Below are 18,577 nucleotides of genomic sequence, written 5' to 3' on the forward strand. Positions count from 1 at the left end.
GTCGCCCCTATGGCTCGAAGGCTGACGGGTATTTTATTTGGCCGCGGCCTCGCGCCATTGCTTGATGTAATCAAGGCGTTTTTTCTGCTGTAAGTACTCCAACAGCGTTTCATCAACCGGGATAGGTTTGAGGGCGTTACCCAGCATTTTGGTCATACCGTCGATATCGTTGTTGCCTTCGATGTCGTTACGGATGGAAGGAATGTCGCCCTGATTCGCCAGGATGCTCTGGCCTTTTTCCGACAGCACGTAGTCCAGCCACAGGCGCGCCGCGTTGCTGTTTTTGGCTTCTTTGCTGATGAAGGAGACGCGGGAAAGGACCAGCGTGTAATCCTTCGGATAGGAGATCCCGAGCGACGGGTCAGTTTTGGCGCGGGCCTCGGCGTAGGAGCCTAAAATGTTAAAACCAATCAGGTTTTCGCCAGAGGACACCCTTTCCATCATGGTGCCGGTGGAGGACTGCACGGCTAAGCCGCCCTTGGCGACGTCAGCCAGCGTTTTGAAGTAGTTCGGGTCAGCCTTGAAATCTTCAACGGAAAGCATGAAGCCCAGACCTGATTTCTCGATGTCATAGGTGGTGACTTTCTTCTTGAATTTGTCGGTCTGGCTGGCAATCAGCTTAGCCAAGGCCGCGTGAGAGTCCGGCACGTCACCGGCTGGGATCAGGCGTTTGTTGTAGATAAACACCACTGGCTCATAGGTGGTGCCGTAAGCCTTCTCTTTCCACACTGCCCACTTAGGCAGTTGCCCATGTTCCGGCGAGGTATATTCCTGCGCGTAGTCGGTCGCCAGCTTCAGCGCGGTGTCCATGGAGGAACTCCACACCACGTCGCCGCTGTTGCCGCCCGCCGCCTGCTCACTGATAAAACGGTTGTACAGCTCGGTGCTGTTCATGTCGTTGTATTCGACTTTCACACCCGGATAAGTCGCTTCAAAGCCCTGGATCAGCGGCCCTGCGGCCTTAACGTCGGTGGTGGAATAAATAACGACTTTGCCCTCTTTCTTGGCGCCGTCGACCAGATTCTGGTAGTCAGCCGGGTACCCTTCAGGTAATGCAGAGATTGCAGAGGAAGACATCAAAACGGCAGTAGCAATCAGAGAGATACGTAATTTCTTAGACATTATTGTTAACCTCTAGTTACATTTGGGAAACTAAAAATCAACATATAGGCAGTGCCACTTCCTGCGCAATCAGGTTAACGGGTTATGTTCGCGAATTGTGAGACGGGGCATTTTTTAGGCAATTAACACCATTAACACCACGAAAAAACCTCAGGAAAGAGTTAAAAACCGGGGGTTAACAGCTCAGGAAAAATGCAAAAAGAGGGAAAAGAGAGATTTCGGTGAATTTTAGGCACAAAAAAAGCCGCTAATCACTTAGCAGCTCATTTGCGTTGTTGTTAATGGCGGAGGAGAAGAGATTCGAACTCTTGAATGGTTTCCCATCGCCGGTTTTCAAGACCGGTGCCTTCAGCCGCTCGGCCACCCCTCCGCAACAACAATCTGTCTCAAGAGCAGTGCTCATCAGACGGGGCGTAGTATACAAGAAGCAGAAGAAGATGCAAACATTATTTTCGTTCTATTTTGTTGATTTAATAAGCATTCTTGCAAAATTCATTAATTGCTGAGAAATCGAACAAAGGAAGAAACATGGGAAAGTCGAGACAGGAAATGCCAAAACGCAGAGACAAAAAAAGCCGCTAATTTCTTAGCAGCTTTCTTGTGTTGTATATGGCGGAGGAGAAGAGATTCGAACTCTTGAATGGTTTCCCATCGCCGGTTTTCAAGACCGGTGCCTTCAGCCGCTCGGCCACCCCTCCGCAACGAAGCGAACTATAAACATAGGCCATTAGGTTGTAAAGCCTGATTATGTTCGTTTGCCTGAAAAACAGGCACTGGCGTTTCAAATGATGATTAAATCGACATTACGGCCAGTTTTAAAACAGGGAAGCGTCATTTCTACGGCGAGTTGGCGGTAACTCATGGGTAAAGAAGGGTAAAACGCCTTTAATCACGGCAGGTAACTATCTACTATTCATGGCTGATTGTATTTTCACCGACTCCAACTTTTGTCGATAAGTGAGATTTTAAATGGAACGTATTGTTGCCTCTTCCTCCTCTCGTGCGGGCGCGCTGTTAAGCACCCACAGAGTTCTACGTAATACCTATTTCCTGCTGGCGCTGACGCTCGGCGTTTCCGCTATTACTGCTACCGCTAGCACCCTACTGCGTTTACCTTCGCCGGGTATGCTGCTGACGCTGGTGGGTTTCTACGGGTTGATGTTCCTGACTTACCGCACGGCTGACCGCCCTGTGGGTATTCTTGCGGCCTTCGCCCTGACCGGCTTTATGGGTTACACCCTCGGCCCACTGCTTAGCTCCCTGCTTTCGGTTGGCGCGGGTGACATCATTATGCTGGCCCTTGGTGGCACGGCGCTGGTGTTCTTCTGCTGTTCAGCCTACGTGCTGACCACCCGTAAAGACATGTCCTTCCTGTCAGGCATGATGATGGCGGGCTTCGTGGTGCTGCTGGTAGCGGTTATCGCTAACCTGTTCCTGCAGATCCCTGCCCTGTCACTGGCGATTAGCTGCCTGTTCATCCTGTTCTCCGCTGGCGCAATCCTGTGGGAAACCAGCAACATTATTCACGGCGGCGAAACCAACTATATTCGTGCCACGGTGAGCCTGTACGTTTCTCTGTATAACGTATTTGTCAGCCTGCTGAGTATCTTAGGTTTGTCCCGCAGCAACTAATCCGGCCCTTCAGCAAGCCAAGCCTCGCGAAAGCGGGGCTTTTTATTTTGTGGCTCCGACCTTTTTGCTAAACTGCGCGCAGCGTTTTATTGAGAATTGAGGTGTTATGTTGGAGTTTGCAGGCCGCGAGATTGAAACCGATGCTCAGGGCTACCTAAAAAACAGTGCTGATTGGCACGAAGATCTGGCCCCTATGTTGGCCGAAGAAGAAGAGATCGTGCTGACCGAGGCTCACTGGGAAGTGGTGCGCTTTGTGCGGGAATTCTATCTCGAATTCAATACCTCCCCCGCCATTCGCATGCTGGTCAAAGCCATGGCGCAAAAATATGGTGAAGAGAAAGGCAACAGCCGCTACCTGTTCCGACTGTTCCCTAAAGGCCCGGCGAAGCAAGCCACCAAAATTGCTGGCCTGCCAAAACCGGTCAAATGCCTGTAGCTTTTAGGTGATAGCGAAAGCTAATGGCGGATTTTAAATTCGCCATAATCCCCCGGTGGCGCGGGCTCGCTTAACACTTTATCTACCTTGGCGTGTTTCGGGCCACCCTGTTTAAGCCACGCCAGCAGTTGATCCACCTGCTCCTGCTCGCCGCAAACAATGACTTCTACGCTGCCATCATCCAAGTTTCTCGCATAGCCCGTCAGGCCCAAGCCGTTGGCCTGCTGTTGCGTGGCGAAACGAAATCCTACGCCCTGCACCCGGCCGTAGACATAGGCGGCTATACTGACTTTTGCCATAATATTCTCTCCGTTAGCGGTATGGTTCGTTGCAATTTTGGCTGCTTGCTCGGACAATGACGCTCTTTTTTGCCCCGAACTGACAGAACCTAATTCTATGACTGCTCGTTTATTCTTGGCCAAAGGCCGCGAAAAATCTCTCTTACGCCGCCACCCGTGGGTATTTTCCGGTGCGGTAACCCGTGTCGAAGGTAAAGCAAACTCTGGCGATACTATTGATATTGTAGACAGTCACGGGAAATGGCTGGCTCGCGGTGCATATTCTCCGTCGTCGCAAATCCGCGCACGCGTCTGGACCTTCCGCCAGGACGAAGATATCGATATCGAATTTTTCGTGCGTCGTTTACAGCAAGCGCAGAGCTGGCGTAACTGGATTGCCAAGCGTGACGGGCTTGATGGCTATCGCCTAATTGCCGGTGAGTCCGACGGTTTGCCGGGTATCACCATCGACCGTTTCCAGAATTTCCTCGTGCTGCAGCTGCTTTCTGCCGGTGCTGAATATCAGCGCGCCCCTCTGCTGGCCGCGCTGCAAAAATGTTACCCGGAATGCGCAATCTGGGATCGCTCCGACGTCGCCGTGCGTAAAAAAGAAGGCTTAGAGCTGACTCAGGGCCACGTGATTGGTGCCGAGCCACCTGCACTGCTGCCGATCCAAGAGCACGGCATGAGCCTGCTGGTGGACATCAAACAGGGGCACAAAACCGGTTTCTATCTCGACCAGCGCGATAGCCGCTTGGCTGCGCGTAAATATGCCGAAGGCCGCAAAGTCCTAAACTGCTTCTCTTACACCGGCGCTTTTGCCGTGTCGGCGCTGATGGGCGGCTGTGAGAAAGTGACTAACGTTGATACCTCGCAAGACGCGCTGGACATCGCTCGTCAAAACGTTGAGCTGAATAATCTGGATCTGTCGAAAGCCGAGTTCGTGCGCGAAGACGTGTTCCAACTGCTGCGCAAGTACCGCACCGAAGGCGTGCAGTTCGACATGATCGTCATGGACCCGCCAAAATTTGTTGAAAACAAGAGCCAGCTGGCCAGCGCCTGCCGTGGCTACAAAGATATCAACATGCTGGCGTTGCAGTTACTGCGTCCGGGCGGCATTTTGTTGAGCTTCTCCTGTTCTGGCCTGCTGCCTACCGATCTGTTCCAGAAAATCCTCGCCGACGCCGCGCTGGACGCCAATCGCGAGATCCAGTTCGTGGAGCAGTTCCGTCAGGCCGCTGACCACCCGGTTATCGGTTCTTACCCGGAAGGTCTGTACCTGAAAGGCTTCGCTTGCGTAGTGATGTCGTAATTTATCGTTCTGTGCCTTATCACGGCACAGAACCTGAATTAACACCGCAAAACAGGGTCAAAACTTGAAATAGCGCCGCTAACCTCCATATAGAAGTTAAGGTAATTTTTTTCAGGAGATGACTATGATCGCCAGCAAATTCGGTATTGGCCAGCAAGTACGCCACAGAATGTTAGGTTATCTCGGCGTCGTGATTGACGTGGACGCAGAGTATTCGCTCGAGAAGCCAAAGGTCGAGGAACTCGAGACCGATGACTCTATGCGCACCGCGCCTTGGTATCACGTGGTGATGGAAGACGAAAAAGGCGAGCCGGTACACACTTATCTGGCAGAGATCCAAATCGATCACGAAGCGGCGCGTTCCCACCCGGAACAAAGCTCTTTAGATGATTTGGCCGAGTCTATTCGCAGCCAGTTAACCTTACCGCGCCTGCGTCACTAAACCTGCTGCCTGCGGCAATAAAAAACCGACTCCTTCGGGTCGGTTTTTTTATGTCTACATGCAGCAGATTTATGGCCAGACCTACTTCTCCAGACCTAAGCGCAGAATTTCAATTTTCGGGCATTTATCCATGACCACTTTCAGACCAGCCTGTTTAGCCAGCACCGCCGCTTGTTCGCTAATCACCCCCAACTGTAGCCATAGCACTTTCGCACCAATATCGATGGCCTCTTGCGCGACGCCATAAGCCGCCTCGGTATTGCGAAAAACGTCAACCATATCAATCTCATGGGGAATATCCGCCAGCGTGGCGTAGACCTTCTGTCCGTGCAGCGTGCTTCCAGCCAGTTTCGGGCTGACAGGGGTTACCTCATATCCCTGAGACAATAAATAAGCCATGACGCCGTTGCTCGGCCTGTTCAGCTTGTCACTCGCCCCCACCAGCGCAATAGTTTTCACCTCTTTTAAGATGGTGACGATGTCATTATCTTGCATGCCATTTCCCTCATTAAGCGACGTATTACCAGTTTAACTCAGTGTCAAAACTTCGGCAGTTTTTAGCTTAAAACTGCGGCTGAAAGCACTGATTGCCAAGAAAATGGGTATAAATGTAACAATAAATACATCCTGTAAAGTTTTGACACATTCGCCGCATTGCTCAATAATAGAGGCTGTCAGTGAAAGGTAAGGAGTGAAGTATGAAAGTCAGATTAATGGCCGCTTTAATGTCGGTTTGCCTGCTGGCACCCGTTTGCGCGACCAGTCTGAAACTTTCATCGGACATCGACCTGCTAGTGCTGGATGGAAAACGTATATCCGGCGCTATTCTCAAAGGGGCAGAAAGCCTTGAAGTCGATGCAGGACAGCATCAGATTTTATTCCAGGTCAGCAAAAACCTGCATCCGGCCACCATGAATGCCCTGATGTACCACTCCCCCGCCATGATAGTCAGCTTTAGCGCCAAAGGGGTTCGTTCGGCTTCCTTCATTTTGCCAACGCTGAATAACGAAATGGATGCCGCATTCTTTAGCAGAAAGCTCAATTATCGCCTTGTTGATCAAGACGGTCGAGACATTCCGAGCCGCCGCGACGTGCTTCGTCAGGTGGTTTATGGCAATGCGACTGATTTAGAAAAGGTGATGCTGCGCTATAACTTATCTGGTCTGCGAGCGTCCGTGCCGGCCTTCGCCACTGCCGTACAACAGCGGGACAGCTCACTGTTCAATACCACATCACTGTCGATGCTCAACGTTTCCAGCCAAAAGCACAGCAGCCCGGGTAAAACGAGCTGGCCGAAGCTGGTCGCCTCCCCGCACGTCGGCCGTTTTTTCTCTTGGTTCAGCTTCCCTTCATCCTGAAAAACCCTCCATTATCAGCCTGATGTCACGAAAAACCTCAACGTTCGGCTGAATTGTTGCATCAGAGCTATGCAGAAAATATGAGTTTCAGTACTCTGGACGCAACTCTATTTGGCGTCGAAGGGAATATTTATGGAATTCACCACCCGCACCATTGGTAAAAAAAAGCATATCGCGCTGGTTGCCCACGATCACTGTAAAAACATGTTGATGAGATGGGTTGATAAGAACGTCGCGGAGCTGTCGCAGCACACCCTTTATGCCACCGGCACCACCGGGAATCTGGTGCAGCGCAATACCGGAATTGACGTGAAAAGCATGCTCAGCGGCCCGATGGGTGGGGATCAACAGGTGGGCGCGATGATCGCCGAAGGGAAGATTGATCTGCTGATTTTTCTCTGGGACCCGCTGAATGCCGTGCCGCACGACCCCGACGTTAAAGCCCTGCTGCGCCTCGCCACCGTGTGGAACATTCCGGTTGCCACTAATCTTGCTACCGCCGATTTCCTTATCGCCTCGCCGCTATTTAAAGAGGAAGTCGAGATTTCTATTCCCGACTACCAAAATTACCTGCTTTCCCGCCTGAAAGCCTAAGCAAAACGCCCCCATTCGCGGGGGCGTTTTACTGTATTACGGAGCCAGATTACGGCTTTCTCTGCGCCGGCACGCCCAAATCTTCAAGCTGGGCAACAAACACTGAAGGCTGCGATTTATCCTGCATTAGCCACACCTGATGCTTGGCGCGGGTGATCGCCACATACAGCAAGCGGCGCTCTTCGGCATCGGCAAAATCCTCTGGCTCGGGCAGTAACACCTCTTCCAACAAAGATTCGCGCGCCGGGGCCGGAAAACCGTCATTGCCCTCGTGCAAACCGACAATAATCACATACTCCGCCTGCTGCCCTTTGCTGGCGTGAATGGTCATAAATTCGATATTGAGCTTAGGCCAGCGCGTCGCCGCTTTCTGCAAAACCTCCGGCCTCAGATGGTGATAACGCGCCAGAATGAGGATTTTTTCATCGGCTTTGGCGAAGCCGCTCAGCTTATCCAGCAGGGCATCCAGCTGTTCATTGGGCAAAATCGTGACGCTTTTCTTGCTGCCTTTAGTCAGGCTATTCAACGGCTTCATCAACTGATACGGATTTTGCAGAACAAACTTATTGGCGATTTCACCAATGCGATCGTTAAAGCGATAGGTGGTATCCAGCGCGCACTGCGCCCCTTCGCCAAAATGGCCTTCAAAGGCGGTAGTGAGGGAAAGCTCGGCACCGCTGAAACGATAGATAGCCTGCCAATCATCGCCAACGGCAAACAGGCTGGTGTAGCTATTTTGCTCGCGCAATGCGGCCAGTAGGCGCGCCCGCTGCGGGGAAATATCTTGGAATTCATCAACTAAGATGTGTTTCCACGGGCTGACAAAACGCCCCTTCTCCAGAATATTGACCGCCTGATGAATCAGCCCGGAGAAGTCCACGGCGTCCTCTTCTTTCAGCGCTGACTTCCAGGCTTTGAGCAGTGGTGCCATCAGGCGAATCCGCTTCTGGAACAGATCGCGCACCTCGTCGGACGCCTGCTCAACCATTTCAGCCTGACTGCCGCCGTGCATGCGCATCAACCCCAGCCAGCGCTCGAGGCGGCTGCCTAGACGCTCCGCCAGCGCCTTGTTCTTCCAGTAATCTCCTTCAGGAACCTCCCACTCTAGTTCCTCGGTCATCCATGCGCGCCAGCCGCTGGCCTGAACTTTCTTCTCGGCACACTGCTGCTGCCAGGTTTTGATCAACAGGCTGCGACGGGCTTTGCTATCAGTTTCCAGCTTGCTGATTTTTGGCGTTTTCTTGCTCCCTTCCTGAATAATGTGCAGCGCCAGGGCGTGGAAGGTTTTAGCTTTAATGTCACTGGTGTGCAGGCGTTCTTTAATTCTTTCATTCATCTCGTCGGCGGCCTGACGACCAAACGCCAGTAGCAGGATCTGTTCTGCAATCGCTTCCTGACGGTACAATAGCCAGCCCGCGCGGGCCACCAGCACCGACGTTTTGCCACTCCCTGCCCCTGCAAGCACTAAAACGGCGTCTTCGCCGTTGACCACGGCGCGGCACTGGCTGTCATTAAGGGGAGTGGTTTCGATGTTGTCGAAGAAATCGCGATGCTGCTCGATAGTTCTTTCAGTCCATGCCTGATTGCGGGACACCACGCTCTCTTTGCCCTGACGCAGCCATCTCAGACACAGCTCGTAGTCTTCGCGACAATTGTTGAACTCGTGCAAACGCTCAACCGGCACCGGCACGGCGGTAAAGGATTCGGCGATACTTTTTTGCACGGCGGCCAACTCGCTGCTTTTGAACCATTTATCCTGCTGTTCAATGCGCGCAATCTTTTCCGCCTGCTGATGCAAGACGCCAGCGCTGACCTCACTCATCTCCTCACTCCAGCTGCGCCAGACTTTAAGAAGATGGTGATAAAATTGCTGCGTCTCCTGCCATTCCGTGCCGTGCAGGCGCACGACCTTTTCTTCCGGTAGCTCAAACTCCAGCTCGCCCCAGACGATGCCACGTTTACAGCGAATAGAAATTAACTGGTTGAAAGGGATGAGATAATGATGCTTATCGCCACTGACTTCGACGCCTGCGTTGAGTAGCCGCACCCGATTATAGGGGTGCTGCGCCAGATGTTTTCCAAATGAAGTCGATTTCAGTTCCATATCATCACGCCATTTTCTTAGTATTAGGAGCCGCTAACGGGTAGCTGGTTATTAATTAAGGAATTATTTGCTTCAGTTTACCTGCGATAAGCACTGGCGCTCTACCCCCAACATCAGGGTAGAATAAAAAGCGTAGGATTTCCGTTAACGCACTGGCGTTACCCTCTTTTCTGACATGACTGAGTGATAACATGCGCGCAATATTGAACATTTTGAACTTTGTGCTGGGTGGCTTTTTTACCACGCTGGCCTGGCTGTTTGCCACATTGATCAGCATCGTGCTGATTTTTACCCTGCCACTGACCCGTTCTTGCTGGGAAATCACCCGCCTGTCGTTGATTCCGTTCGGCAATGAAGCCGTGCACGTTAACGATCTGTATCCAGAGAAAAGCAATGCCATCTTAACCGGCACCGGCACGCTGCTAAACATCTTCTGGTTTATCTTTTTCGGCTGGTGGCTGTGCTTGTCCCACATCACGGCCGGTATCGTGCAATGCCTGACTATTATTGGTATTCCAGTGGGTATAGCCAATTTTAAAATTGCCGTGATAGCGCTTTGGCCGGTCGGCCGGCGCGTGGTATCAGTAGAAATGGCAAAACAGGTACGGGAAGCCAAAGCGGCTCGCAACTTGTCCAATGGCCGCATTCGTTAATATAAAGTTAGTCATTAATTTATAGACCTTTTATATCATTGCTGAGGTTTTCAGCCTTTTAATTAGCCTTTTGCTAAGTGGAGTTCCCTTGTTCTCTTTCGCCCCGGGTTTAAGACGTTATGCCTATAACAGCAACGTCCTTTACAATATCCGCATTTTTATTGCGCTCACCGGGGCGGCCGCCGTGCCTTGGTGGCTCGGGCTGCCCACGCTGACTATCCCACTGACTTTGGGCGTGGTGGCAGCGGCGCTGGCTGACTTAGATGACCGCCTCTCGGGGCGGCTGCGTAACCTGCTGATCACCTTAGTCTGTTTCTTTATCGCATCAGCCTCTATTGAACTGCTTTTTCCTTATCCATGGCTGTTTGCCATGGGGCTGATGATCTCTACCTGTGGGTTTATCCTGCTCGGCGCGCTCGGTCAGAGATATGCCACTATCGCCTTCGGCGCACTGCTTATTGCCATCTACACCATGCTCGGCACCAGCATGTATCACATCTGGTACCAGCAACCAGTGCTGCTGATATGCGGCGCAGTGTGGTACAACCTGCTCACGCTGGCGGGGCACATTCTCTACCCGATACGCCCTCTGCAGGACTTGATTTCCCGCTGCTATTCTCAGTTAGCGCACTATCTTGAAGCCAAAGCGACGTTGTTCGACCCAGATCAGGAAGGCGACAATAAAAATGAGTTGGTGGCGCTGGCGATGGCTAATAGCCAGTTAGTAGCCACCCTGAACCAAACTAAAACCACTCTCCAGACCCGGCTGAAAGGCGATCGCGGGCAGAAAGGGACGCGCCGAACGTTGCATTACTACTTTGTTGTGCAGGATATTCACGAGCGCGCCAGCTCTTCCCATGTGCAATACAAAAAGCTCAGCGAGCAGTTCCACCACAGCGATATTCTATTCCGCTTCCAACGTTTAATGAGCATGCAGGCGCGAGCCTGTGCCCAACTTTCGCAGTGCATTCTTTATCACCAGAAATACCAGCATAACACTCAGTTTGAGCGAGCTTTCTTGCGCCTGGATGAAGCCCTAAAAAGGCTCGATACCCAGACCCAGCACCGCGAAATGCTGCAAGCGCTGCGCCACCTGTTAATCAACTTACGGGCTATCGACGCACAACTTGCTAGCATCGAATCCGAGCAGGCGCTGCCGGAGAATCAGGAAAATACCAAGACCTTTGCCGAAGACAAGCTGACGGGAATCGATGACATTTGGCTGCGAATATCTCGCCACCTCACGCCGAAATCAGCCCTCTTCCGCCATGCCATTCGCATGTCGATTGTCTTAGCGATGGGCTATGCCTTTATCCAAATTAGCGGCTTAGATCACGGATATTGGATTTTGCTGACCAGCCTTTTTGTCTGCCAGCCCAACTACAGCGCGACCCGTCGTCGTCTGGCATTGAGGATTATCGGCACGCTGGCCGGTATCGCCATAGGCATCCCAATTCTCTATTTCGTGCCCTCCATTGAAGGCCAGATGGTGCTCATTGTTATCAGCGGCTTGCTGTTCTTTGCCTTCCGCAATGTGCAGTATGCCCATGCCACGATGTTCATTACGCTGCTGGTTTTGCTGTGCTTTAACCTGTTGGGTGAAGGCTTCGAAATTGCCATTCCGCGCGTCATCGATACGCTAATTGGATGTGCTATCGCCTGGGCGGCAGTGAGTTTTATCTGGCCAGATTGGCGATTCAGGCAATTGCCTGTAGTGGTGGATAAGACGTTTACCGCCAACTGCCGCTATCTGGATGCCATTCTGGTTCAATACCATCAGGGCAAAGATAATAGTCTTGATTATCGGCTGGCTCGTCGCGACGCACATAACTGTGACGCGGAACTGGCCTCTGTCGTTTCCAATATGACGTCGGAGAAGAATAACGATCAGCAAACCCTTGAAGCCGCTTTCCGCCTACTGTGTTTAAACCACACGATGCTGAGTTACATCTCGGCGCTGGGGGCACACCGGGAAAAGCTGCATGATGCAGAAACCCTGAAACTGCTCGACGACGCGGCCTGCTGCATTGATGACGCGCTGCATCATGAACCTGCAGATGCCGAGAAAGTTCATCGTGCCATTGAGCAACTGATGGCCCGTATTGAACAAAGAACCACAGAATCCGACAGCAAAGAACAGCTGGTCTTACAACAGATTGGCCTGTTGCTGGCCCATATGCCGGAATTCACCAATTTAAATAGCAAAATCGTACCTGCCCAAAGCCTCTAGGGTTGAAATGATAAGCCAGCAAAGTCGCTCACTTTGCTGGCGCTATTTTTAACGAGCGGTCTTATCGATCATCGGCTGATGAGATTTAAACCACTGCATTAACACTTCGCGGGAAGCCATAGGTAAAGCAGCCTCATGGAACCCCTGTATCGCTGCTTCAAGTGCAATCAATACATTTAGTCCCAGATTTTTCTTTACTGATTTCAATTTCAGATAAGTAACACAAGCACCCTGCGCACGCAGTTGTGAAGAGGTAGAGATACCGACTTGCCACAGTAGACGCTCCAGATTGAGCGAAATATTCGGCAGGTCCTTCAGTCTGGCCTCACCCTCTTTTTTAGTTTTCATATCGTCTAACATGCCTTGCAAAGAGCACTTTGCAAGGGTGATCAACTGGGCAGTGTCTTGCCAAAGCTGCTGATCAACTTTGAAATAGCGAAGGGTTATCGCGATACCCCGTTTGCGATAAATCAGCGATTCCATCCCCATACGGCGAAAATGTATTTCATTTTCTGGCGTTGCTCGCAGATAGAGATCCCCGTCAGAAACTAAGGCAAACATTACGCCGTTAGCCGACAGGCTATAGCCTCCAAACTGTGAGCGAGAACGGATATTTCCCAGGCAGGTAAATAACTTTTGAGATTCAGAAACTCTTATTTTTGTACGATTAATCATTGCGATATCCTTTCATGAATAAATCCAGACGTACCCTTTGTTGTTACTCGTAAAGCTATTTGCAAAATACGCAAAGTCCCTCACAGCACCAAACATAAAATGCGATTACATTCCGTTGCCTTCCATTTTTGCGAGATTTCTTGGAAAAAATTGGGTTGATCTTTGTCCAGTCAACGAGTACTGTACATCCATACAGTTACTCACTGGCAGGATACATCATGCGAACTCAAGCTCTGACAAATCATCATTTACGGCATCAAGCGGTTTCTGTAACTCCACCGCACGTCAAACAATCGACACCGATATCGAGAAATAGTGGCCTGCTCACAGAGTTCGTATACTGTGAAAGCCAGCCGGCATTGTCGGAACTATTATTACCTGTGCTGCAACATTTAGGTTTGCAGTCACGTTGGTTGCTGTGGTTAACCCCGCAACAGAAACTGAGCCGTAATTGGTTGTCTCAGTCTGGATTGCCGGTGAGCAAAATCGTTCAGGTGAGCCAAATGAATTCCATGTCGCCGGTAGATGCGATGGAAAAAGCACTTTTGACAGGGAACTACAGCGTTGTTTTGGGGTGGCTACCTGATTTAAACGATGCAGAACGTGAAAGATTGCGCTTGGCAGCACTTCAGGGAGGGTCTTACGGATTCATCATGAGACCGACAAATGCTCAAATCTCAGCTCATGGACAGCAATCAACAGTAAAAATTCAGTCCTCTGTGTACCATTAGTTCAAATTAGGAATGTTCTGATGAAATAACCCCCTTTTTTAGTGATTTGTGCTGAAAAGTGGGTTTTTATCGGTAAATTTGCGCCTTCACGGTGCAACTAACTCCAAAGTTTCGTCAACAAATGGCCTTTGATGTTAAGAAATGTGTACATTTTTCCTTTTTTTTCCACGCTGTTAACACATCAAGCTTGTAAGTTTCTCGCCACGTTGTAGACTTTACAACGCCAAGGTTGCTCTATAATGCCAACGTAAAGTGGCAAAGTTCTTAACGGAAGCAATAACTTTGGCGTAAGGATTTTATAACCAAGGGCTTAAAAGCTTAAAGCTCAATTGCCTATTTGGATGATAACGAGGCGCAAAAATGAAAAAGACAGCTATCGCATTAGCAGTGGCACTGGCAGGTTTCGCTACCGTAGCGCAAGCCGCCCCTAAAGATAACACCTGGTACACCGGTGGTAAGCTGGGCTGGTCCCAGTACCATGACACTGGTTTCGCTAACGCTTACAACGGTATCGGCAACGGCCCTACCCACGAAAGCCAACTGGGTGCAGGTGCGTTCTTGGGTTACCAAGCAAACCAATACCTGGGCTTTGAAATGGGATATGACTGGCTTGGCCGCATGCCTTACAAAGGCGACACGAACAACGGTGCTTTCAAAGCACAGGGCGTTCAACTTGCTGCTAAACTGAGCTACCCACTGACTGACGATCTGGACATCTACACTCGTCTGGGTGGTATGGTTTGGCGTGCAGACTCCAAAGGTAACTTTGGCGATACTGGCGCTCGCGTAAGCGATCACGACACCGGTGTTTCTCCACTGGCAGCCGTTGGTTTCGAATACGCTGTAACCAAAAACTGGGCTACTCGTCTGGATTACCAATGGGTTAACAACATCGGTGATGCTGCTACCGTTGGCGCACGTCCTGACAACGCTATGCTGTCTGTGGGTGTTTCTTACCGTTTCGGTCAAGATGAAGCAGCTGCTCCGGCACCAGCTCCAGCACCAGCTCCAGCTCCAGTTGTAGAAACCAAGAAATTTACCCTGAAGTCTGACGTTCTGTTCACCTTCGGTAAATCTAGCCTGAAACCAGAAGGCCAGCAGGCTCTGGATCAGCTGTACACCCAACTGAGCTCACTGGATCCGAAAGACGGTTCAGTAGTTGTTCTGGGCTACACTGATGCAGTAGGTTCTGAGCAGTCTAACCAGAAACTGTCTGAGCAACGCGCTCAAACCGTGGTTGACTACCTGGTATCTAAAGGCATTCCTAAAGACAAAATCTCTGCACGTGGTATGGGTGAAACTAACTCAATCACTGGCAACACCTGTGGCTACAAAGCTGGCCGTGCTACTAAAGCACAGATCGCTTGCTTGGCTCCAGATCGTCGCGTAGAGATCGAAGTTAAGGGTATCAAAGACGTTGTGACTCAGCCACAGGCTTAAGTCATACCGCTTTCTACTGTTTAACGACAGATACTAAAAACCCCGCCTAGGCGGGGTTTTTTTATGGATGTAGATTTTTAGAATAACGAGCTTTGTAGAATGGCGAGGTTATAGAATTACTGAGATGATGACTGCGCAGGCCTACTCATAAAGCCTTCCCCCCTACTCTTTATTACCCAGGATCTGCTGCAAATCTTCTTTGAGCGATGACATCTGGCTCGCATACTTCTCTTTGCGTTCCGCGTCTTCTAACAGTTGGATGATGGTATCCGAAAGGGTTGAACCACGACGCTGCGCCAAGCCAGCAAGACGTTGCCAGACCAGAAACTCCAGATCGATGGATTTCTTGCGGGTGTGCTGATGCTCAGAATTAAAATGTCTTTTTCTGCGGGCACGGATAGTTTGCTTTAGGCGATTTTCCAAAGCAGGATTCATATTATTAGCGATCCAATCCAGAACTTTGACCGGCTCGTTTTCTAATTTGAGAAGTTCATCAACAGCATCTTCGGCGGCGCTATTTTCTAAATGGCGGGTAATTCGTTCACCTTCACGGTGTTTTTTTACCAGATACTTCCACTTCCAACCGCTCTCAAGATTTTCCAGTTGCTGATATTTCATTGTGAGCTCTTCTGTGACCCCGTAACTTTGATAAGCATAACAGCTTTATTCGAATTTTCACTGCAAAAAGCACATGCAAAACTGTTCAATTTTTACACGAACAAACCTTAGCTGCCGTGACCTGCGTCTTAACCACGACACTCCCTGTGTTCATCACTGTTTATTCTTGTATAATCGCCCTTTCCCATTTTACAGAACACAGCTAACACATTGACCAATAACCGACTTGATTGGCAGCTCTTACTGCCCGATACCACGCCCTATGAGGCTATTTTCGCAACGGCTGCTGAGTTGGCCCCAGTGGATTTCGCTGCTATTCAGCCACGACTGGAAAATGGTTTAACGCTGTTCTGTCACCCGCTCTCCCGCCCCCGCTTTATGACCATCAAAGCACTGGAGAGCCGTGAATATCTCTCTCGCATTAATGACGCCATCACCCAGATCCTCCCTGAAGAACGGCCTGTATTTGGCAGCCGCTATCTTATTGAGGGTGGAAAAATCTCGGTGGCGGATGCCAGCACGGTTGAAGATAATTTTGCCGCCAAACTCGCCAGCCACTACCAAGAGTGGATTGAGCCAGAGCAGCTTTTCGGCTGTGTGCGCATCTATAAAGACCAGATTCAGCTTGAGCCGGGCCTAATTCATCAAGTTAACGGCGGCGTGCTGGTGCTATCCATCCGCGCCCTGCTGGCTCAGCCACTGATGTGGCTCCGCCTGAAGCAGATGATCACTCAGGGTATTTATCACTGGATCTCACCTGATGAGAGCCGCCCGCTGCCCGTCGCTATTCCTTCAATGCCCATCGACATTCGCTTGGTGCTGGTTGGGGATCGCATTTCATTGGGCGAATTCAATGAAATGGAGCCGGAGCTGCTTGAGTCTGCGGTGTATGGCGAGTTCGAATCTGACCTGCCGTTAACCGATGCCGACGATATGGCGACCTGGTGTGGCTATGTCAACACGCTGGCGGACGAGCTGGACATTCCACGTCTGGCTGCTGACGCTTGGCCTGCGATGCTGCGTCTGGCGATTCGCTATAGCACCGACCAAGGTAGCCTGACGCTTTGCCCTGCGTGGCTCAGCGCGCAACTCACCGAGGCGGCACTGTATAATCAGGATGAGTTACTGACCCTGACCTCGTTCGAAGCCGCAATTAACGGGCGCGCATGGCGTGAAAGCTACTTGCAGGAACGCATGCAGGATGAGATTGAACTGGGTCAAATTCGTATTGAAACCGAAGGCGAAGTGATTGGCCAGATTAACGGCCTGTCCGTGCTGGAATATCCGGGACATCCGCGCGCCTTTGGTGAACCTTCGCGCATTAGCTGTGTCGTACACACGGGCGACGGTGAATTCACCGACGTTGAGCGTAAAGCCGAGTTGGGTGGTAATCTGCATGCTAAGGGCATGATGATTATGCAGGCGTTCCTGATTTCCGAACTGGAACTGGATCAGCCTCTGCCTTTCTCCGCCTCAATTGTTTTCGAACAGTCCTATGGCGAAGTCGATGGAGACAGCGCGTCTCTGGCCGAGCTTTGTGCGTTAGTCAGCGCCTTATCGATGCAGCCGATTAACCAGCAAATCGCGGTTACCGGCTCTGTCGACCAGTTCGGCAACGTGCAGCCAATTGGTGGCGTGAATGAGAAGATCGAAGGGTTCTTTGAAGTTTGCCAACGCCGCGGTCTCACGGGCAATCAAGGAGTGATTATCCCCACCAGCAACGTGCGTAACCTGTGTTTACACCCACAGGTGATTGACGCCGTGCGTGAAGGCCAATTCCATTTATGGGCAGTCGATAACGCAGGTGAAGCACTGCCTATCCTGACCGGATTAATTTACTCTCACGAAGAGCAAGCTGAAGAAGCTCGCCCAAGTTTACTGGGCTTGATTCAGGAACGTATCGCGCAGGCATTACCTCAGGAACGCCGCAGTTACCCCTGGCCACTTCGCTGGTTGAGTTGGTTCAGCCACAGCTGATCGGAGTTGTTCGGCTTACACCTGTTAGCTAAACTCCGTCCTTCAATAAAATAAGGCTTACATAGAACATGGTAGATAAACGCGATTCCTATACTAAAGAAGATCTAGAAGCCTCTGGCCGTAGTGAACTCTTCGGTGCCGGTGGCCCACCATTGCCATCAGGCAACATGCTGATGATGGACCGCATCGTGAAGATGCAAGAAGATGGCGGCAGCCATGGCAAGGGTTACGTTGAAGCAGAATTAGATATCAATCCTGATTTGTGGTTCTTCGGTTGTCACTTCATCGGCGACCCGGTAATGCCCGGTTGTCTTGGTCTTGACGCCATGTGGCAGCTGGTTGGTTTCTATCTTGGCTGGCTCGGTGGCGAAGGCAAAGGCCGCGCACTGGGTGTTGGCGAAGTGAAATTCACCGGTCAGGTTTTACCGACTGCGAAAGTGGTAACCTACCGCCTGAACTTCAAACGCGTGATCAACCGTAAACTGATCATGGGGGTAGCAGACGGCGAAGTGCTGGTAGATGGCGAAGTGATCTATACCGCGAGTGACCTGAAAGTGGGTCTGTTCAAAGACGCCAGCGCCTTCTAAATCTGTCAGAGCTTGCCCGCCAAGCTCTATCCCACAGGTTGAAAGCTAAAAAAAAGCGAATATGTTCTGCATATTCGCTTTTTTGCATCTGAGGGAAATCGAAACAAAAACCTCCGCCCGCGGCGGAGGTTGTTCCTTTTTCTGACAGGGTGCCGCTTAAGCGGTTACTGCCCTGTCCTCCATGGCTTGTCGCCAACCCCCGAGCCAATGTGCGCGGGCATCAACTGCTTGATGCGGACAAACCTCTTTTGAGCGTCCGACAATACCTGCTTGGTATCCACGTGATTGTGCCCGTTCCAGGCGATCGCGTTTTTGTCTCTTCATGCCTTGTTTCCCTCATTTATTCAGGTTCAGGTGGAAAGAAAACAGTGGCCCGCTTGCGCGTCCA

At 51.0% G+C, this 18,577-nt stretch carries 19 protein-coding genes and 2 tRNA genes; 12 read left to right on the forward strand and 9 right to left on the reverse strand.

Annotated features, from left to right (window positions below; all coding sequences use genetic code 11):
* Positions 1-33 precede the first annotated feature (33 nt).
* From ACT3RT_RS07005 to ACT3RT_RS07015, 3 genes are all read right to left on the reverse strand, one after another.
* On the reverse strand, positions 34-1,122 hold the full coding sequence (locus ACT3RT_RS07005) for an ABC transporter substrate-binding protein (protein ID WP_496202735.1): 1,089 nt from the start codon (positions 1,120-1,122) through the stop codon (positions 34-36).
* Positions 1,123-1,404: 282 nt separating this feature from the next.
* Positions 1,405-1,492 (reverse strand) — tRNA-Ser (locus ACT3RT_RS07010).
* Positions 1,493-1,732: 240 nt separating this feature from the next.
* Positions 1,733-1,820: transfer RNA gene (locus ACT3RT_RS07015), tRNA-Ser, on the reverse strand.
* Positions 1,821-2,091: 271 nt separating this feature from the next.
* On the opposite strand from ACT3RT_RS07015, the gene yccA reads away from it, so the two are divergent.
* A complete protein-coding gene (gene yccA, locus ACT3RT_RS07020; RefSeq protein ID WP_034789313.1) occupies positions 2,092-2,754 on the forward strand; it encodes an FtsH protease modulator YccA in 663 nt (220 codons plus the stop codon).
* 106 nt (positions 2,755-2,860) lie between these two features.
* Positions 2,861-3,190: a sulfurtransferase TusE gene (gene tusE / locus ACT3RT_RS07025; RefSeq protein WP_353501592.1), complete on the forward strand. Its 330-nt coding sequence runs from the start codon at positions 2,861-2,863 to the stop codon at positions 3,188-3,190.
* A gap of 20 nt (positions 3,191-3,210) precedes the next feature.
* Here the strand turns inward: tusE and yccX are convergent, their stop codons facing one another.
* Entirely contained in the window at positions 3,211-3,489 is a 279-nt protein-coding gene (gene yccX, locus ACT3RT_RS07030; protein ID WP_485902622.1) for an acylphosphatase, read from the reverse strand.
* A 97-nt stretch (positions 3,490-3,586) separates the two neighbouring features.
* Here yccX and rlmI point away from each other — a divergent pair, with 97 nt between their 5' ends.
* Positions 3,587-4,780: a 23S rRNA (cytosine(1962)-C(5))-methyltransferase RlmI gene (gene rlmI, locus ACT3RT_RS07035; protein ID WP_485902624.1), complete on the forward strand. Its 1,194-nt coding sequence runs from the start codon at positions 3,587-3,589 to the stop codon at positions 4,778-4,780.
* 124 nt (positions 4,781-4,904) lie between these two features.
* The gene (gene hspQ / locus ACT3RT_RS07040; RefSeq protein WP_034789304.1) at positions 4,905-5,222 is read left to right on the forward strand and encodes a heat shock protein HspQ; all 318 of its coding nucleotides are present in this window, start codon (positions 4,905-4,907) and stop codon (positions 5,220-5,222) included.
* Positions 5,223-5,303: 81 nt separating this feature from the next.
* Here hspQ and ACT3RT_RS07045 read toward each other — a convergent pair whose 3' ends face one another.
* A complete protein-coding gene (locus ACT3RT_RS07045) occupies positions 5,304-5,717 on the reverse strand; it encodes a CoA-binding protein (protein WP_353501588.1) in 414 nt (137 codons plus the stop codon).
* Positions 5,718-5,920: 203 nt separating this feature from the next.
* Between ACT3RT_RS07045 and ACT3RT_RS07050 the strand changes: the two genes are divergently transcribed.
* Together ACT3RT_RS07050 and ACT3RT_RS07055 are read left to right on the forward strand one after the other, a co-directional pair.
* A complete protein-coding gene (locus tag ACT3RT_RS07050; protein WP_485902626.1) occupies positions 5,921-6,580 on the forward strand; it encodes a DUF2057 family protein in 660 nt (219 codons plus the stop codon).
* A 132-nt stretch (positions 6,581-6,712) separates the two neighbouring features.
* Positions 6,713-7,174 (forward strand): methylglyoxal synthase, encoded by a 462-nt coding sequence (locus tag ACT3RT_RS07055; RefSeq protein WP_353501586.1) that lies wholly within the window; start codon positions 6,713-6,715, stop codon positions 7,172-7,174.
* 49 nt (positions 7,175-7,223) lie between these two features.
* Here the strand turns inward: ACT3RT_RS07055 and helD are convergent, their stop codons facing one another.
* Positions 7,224-9,278 (reverse strand): DNA helicase IV, encoded by a 2,055-nt coding sequence (gene helD, locus ACT3RT_RS07060; protein WP_485902628.1) that lies wholly within the window; start codon positions 9,276-9,278, stop codon positions 7,224-7,226.
* Between the two features lie 191 nt (positions 9,279-9,469).
* Between helD and ACT3RT_RS07065 the strand changes: the two genes are divergently transcribed.
* Both ACT3RT_RS07065 and yccS read left to right on the forward strand, forming a co-directional pair.
* Positions 9,470-9,931, forward strand: coding sequence for a YccF domain-containing protein (locus ACT3RT_RS07065; protein WP_353501584.1), 462 nt, complete (start codon positions 9,470-9,472; stop codon positions 9,929-9,931).
* Positions 9,932-10,019: 88 nt separating this feature from the next.
* Positions 10,020-12,161: a YccS family putative transporter gene (yccS, locus tag ACT3RT_RS07070; RefSeq protein ID WP_496202736.1), complete on the forward strand. Its 2,142-nt coding sequence runs from the start codon at positions 10,020-10,022 to the stop codon at positions 12,159-12,161.
* Between the two features lie 48 nt (positions 12,162-12,209).
* Here yccS and ACT3RT_RS07075 read toward each other — a convergent pair whose 3' ends face one another.
* Positions 12,210-12,836 (reverse strand): TfoX/Sxy family DNA transformation protein, encoded by a 627-nt coding sequence (locus tag ACT3RT_RS07075; protein WP_353501582.1) that lies wholly within the window; start codon positions 12,834-12,836, stop codon positions 12,210-12,212.
* 218 nt (positions 12,837-13,054) lie between these two features.
* On the opposite strand from ACT3RT_RS07075, the gene sulA reads away from it, so the two are divergent.
* Both sulA and ompA read left to right on the forward strand, forming a co-directional pair.
* The gene (gene sulA / locus ACT3RT_RS07080; protein ID WP_185688126.1) at positions 13,055-13,567 is read left to right on the forward strand and encodes an SOS-induced cell division inhibitor SulA; all 513 of its coding nucleotides are present in this window, start codon (positions 13,055-13,057) and stop codon (positions 13,565-13,567) included.
* A gap of 360 nt (positions 13,568-13,927) precedes the next feature.
* Positions 13,928-15,007: a porin OmpA gene (gene ompA / locus ACT3RT_RS07085; protein WP_353501580.1), complete on the forward strand. Its 1,080-nt coding sequence runs from the start codon at positions 13,928-13,930 to the stop codon at positions 15,005-15,007.
* Between the two features lie 162 nt (positions 15,008-15,169).
* Here ompA and matP read toward each other — a convergent pair whose 3' ends face one another.
* Complete coding sequence (gene matP / locus ACT3RT_RS07090; protein ID WP_353501579.1) at positions 15,170-15,625, reverse strand: macrodomain Ter protein MatP; 456 nt, start codon at positions 15,623-15,625, stop codon at positions 15,170-15,172.
* Positions 15,626-15,835: 210 nt separating this feature from the next.
* On the opposite strand from matP, the gene ACT3RT_RS07095 reads away from it, so the two are divergent.
* Both ACT3RT_RS07095 and fabA read left to right on the forward strand, forming a co-directional pair.
* The gene (locus tag ACT3RT_RS07095; protein WP_496202737.1) at positions 15,836-17,602 is read left to right on the forward strand and encodes an AAA family ATPase; all 1,767 of its coding nucleotides are present in this window, start codon (positions 15,836-15,838) and stop codon (positions 17,600-17,602) included.
* Between the two features lie 68 nt (positions 17,603-17,670).
* Positions 17,671-18,189: a bifunctional 3-hydroxydecanoyl-ACP dehydratase/trans-2-decenoyl-ACP isomerase gene (gene fabA, locus ACT3RT_RS07100; RefSeq protein WP_353501577.1), complete on the forward strand. Its 519-nt coding sequence runs from the start codon at positions 17,671-17,673 to the stop codon at positions 18,187-18,189.
* Between the two features lie 156 nt (positions 18,190-18,345).
* Here the strand turns inward: fabA and rmf are convergent, their stop codons facing one another.
* A complete protein-coding gene (rmf, locus tag ACT3RT_RS07105) occupies positions 18,346-18,513 on the reverse strand; it encodes a ribosome modulation factor (protein ID WP_072009867.1) in 168 nt (55 codons plus the stop codon).
* Positions 18,514-18,577: the final 64 nt, after the last annotated feature.

Source organism: Ewingella sp. AOP9-I1-14, from assembly GCF_052375995.1.
Taxonomy (GTDB): Bacteria; Pseudomonadota; Gammaproteobacteria; order Enterobacterales; family Enterobacteriaceae; genus Ewingella; species Ewingella allii.

Bases quoted from the DNA above. Each gene is read 5' to 3' on its own strand.
- ACT3RT_RS07005 (WP_496202735.1), bottom strand. From the start codon at position 1,122: ATGTCTAAGAAATTACGTATCTCTCTGATTGCTACTGCCGTTTTGATG.
- yccA (WP_034789313.1), top strand. From the start codon at position 2,092: ATGGAACGTATTGTTGCCTCTTCCTCCTCTCGTGCGGGCGCGCTGTTA.
- tusE (WP_353501592.1), top strand. From the start codon at position 2,861: ATGTTGGAGTTTGCAGGCCGCGAGATTGAAACCGATGCTCAGGGCTAC.
- yccX (WP_485902622.1), bottom strand. From the start codon at position 3,489: ATGGCAAAAGTCAGTATAGCCGCCTATGTCTACGGCCGGGTGCAGGGC.
- rlmI (WP_485902624.1), top strand. From the start codon at position 3,587: ATGACTGCTCGTTTATTCTTGGCCAAAGGCCGCGAAAAATCTCTCTTA.
- hspQ (WP_034789304.1), top strand. From the start codon at position 4,905: ATGATCGCCAGCAAATTCGGTATTGGCCAGCAAGTACGCCACAGAATG.
- ACT3RT_RS07045 (WP_353501588.1), bottom strand. From the start codon at position 5,717: ATGCAAGATAATGACATCGTCACCATCTTAAAAGAGGTGAAAACTATT.
- ACT3RT_RS07050 (WP_485902626.1), top strand. From the start codon at position 5,921: ATGAAAGTCAGATTAATGGCCGCTTTAATGTCGGTTTGCCTGCTGGCA.
- ACT3RT_RS07055 (WP_353501586.1), top strand. From the start codon at position 6,713: ATGGAATTCACCACCCGCACCATTGGTAAAAAAAAGCATATCGCGCTG.
- helD (WP_485902628.1), bottom strand. From the start codon at position 9,278: ATGGAACTGAAATCGACTTCATTTGGAAAACATCTGGCGCAGCACCCC.
- ACT3RT_RS07065 (WP_353501584.1), top strand. From the start codon at position 9,470: ATGCGCGCAATATTGAACATTTTGAACTTTGTGCTGGGTGGCTTTTTT.
- ACT3RT_RS07075 (WP_353501582.1), bottom strand. From the start codon at position 12,836: ATGATTAATCGTACAAAAATAAGAGTTTCTGAATCTCAAAAGTTATTT.
- sulA (WP_185688126.1), top strand. From the start codon at position 13,055: ATGCGAACTCAAGCTCTGACAAATCATCATTTACGGCATCAAGCGGTT.
- ompA (WP_353501580.1), top strand. From the start codon at position 13,928: ATGAAAAAGACAGCTATCGCATTAGCAGTGGCACTGGCAGGTTTCGCT.
- matP (WP_353501579.1), bottom strand. From the start codon at position 15,625: ATGAAATATCAGCAACTGGAAAATCTTGAGAGCGGTTGGAAGTGGAAG.
- fabA (WP_353501577.1), top strand. From the start codon at position 17,671: ATGGTAGATAAACGCGATTCCTATACTAAAGAAGATCTAGAAGCCTCT.
- rmf (WP_072009867.1), bottom strand. From the start codon at position 18,513: ATGAAGAGACAAAAACGCGATCGCCTGGAACGGGCACAATCACGTGGA.